Here is a 1,313-nt window from a genome sequence, read left to right as displayed (position 1 = left end):
GTTAATCGAGAATGCGCCTCGAACCGCGTTCGGTCCGAGGCGCATTCGCGGGATACGTCAGTTGGTGACGGTGACCGCCGGGGGATTCCAGCTACCGTCGATGATCTTCTGGTCGGGCCAATAGGTGCGGAGCATCAGGTTGAAGTCTCCGGACTCGGGGGCCGGGAGCCAGTTCGATTCCTTTGCCGCGTCCGGCTTCTCGCGCTGGATGTAGATGTCGACCGAACCGTCGGGGTTCTTCGGCAGCATTTCACCGCGCACGGCGTACCGGTTGATCGGGTTCTCGACGAAGAAGCCCTTCCCGTCGTACATGGTGACGGACCAGAATCCGTGCACCGGCGGAATCTTGTCGGCGGCGAAGTGCAGTACGTAGTTGTGGGACGAGTTCAGCTGCTGGTTCTTGTCGTCGACGTAGGTGCCGGGGTACAAGGCGTCCTGCGGCAGATTCGCGCCCAGGCCGGCGTAGGCGACGATGGCGCGGGCGCTGTAATCGGTGCCGTAGTCACCGATGTTCTTGCGTGCGGTCTTCCAGCCGTTGACCGGCGGATTGCTGATGTCGGCCTCGATCTTGCTCAGCGCCTTGGGGTACGCCTCGGTCCAGCGGGTGCTGTCGGCGGTCGGGAGCTGCGACAGGTCCAGCTTCTTGTCCGGAGTCCAGCCGACCTTGGCGAGCTGGTCGAGTAGCGCCTTGTCGTCCGGCCGCGGCTGCGCGTGCGACAGCGACGAGTAGTAGAGGTCCCAGTACTGCTGCGGGCTCAGCTTGTGGATGTAGTCGGCGACCGGCTCCTTGGACGGCCAGTCCGGATGGATGTCGGTGTTCTGCGGTGCGGTGTAGGGCTTGCCGTAGGAACTGAGCGGAACCGCGGTCATCTGCTGCTGGATGGCGATCACGTTCGGAACGTCCTCGGCGCCGTCGACCTGGATCCGGCCGAGCAACCAGCCGGAGTCGGTGGCCATCCGGGCCTCGCGGACGCCGGTGGGCAGGTCGCCCTTCCAGTTCGGGCCGACGATGGCGAACTCGTAGCCCTTTCCGGCGTCCTCGACGGTGCGGGAGCCGAGCGAGGCGTCGACATTGGTCCACATGTCGAGAATGGGGAAGAGGTGGTAACGGTTGCCCATCGGGGGCACCTTGATCACCAGCGGTTCGGCGGCCACGTCGTAGAGCACCGACGTGTAGAGGGTGTCGACGTTGGGGCGGACGACGTTCTTGAAGTTCGCGTCGGGCAGGAAGTTCAGCGGCGCCAGCTGGTTCATCGGGGCCACGCCCTTGGCCGGGTCTGGGGCGGGGACATTGGTCTGTTGCCGCCGCGTCA

1 protein-coding gene is annotated in these 1,313 nt (G+C 65.0%); it reads right to left on the bottom strand.

Annotation, left to right across the window (positions count from 1 at the left end):
* Nucleotides 1-57: 57 nt before the first annotated feature.
* On the bottom strand, nucleotides 58-1,313 hold a 1,256-nt coding region (locus ACIRS4_RS37275; protein ID WP_404204571.1), incomplete at its 5' end, for a DUF1254 domain-containing protein.

The organism is Streptomyces sp. NPDC101166, from assembly GCF_044768125.1.
Taxonomy (GTDB): domain Bacteria; phylum Actinomycetota; class Actinomycetes; order Streptomycetales; family Streptomycetaceae; genus Streptomyces.
Note: the sequence above shows the minus strand (reverse complement) of the source record. Positions and strands in the feature narration are given on the sequence as shown.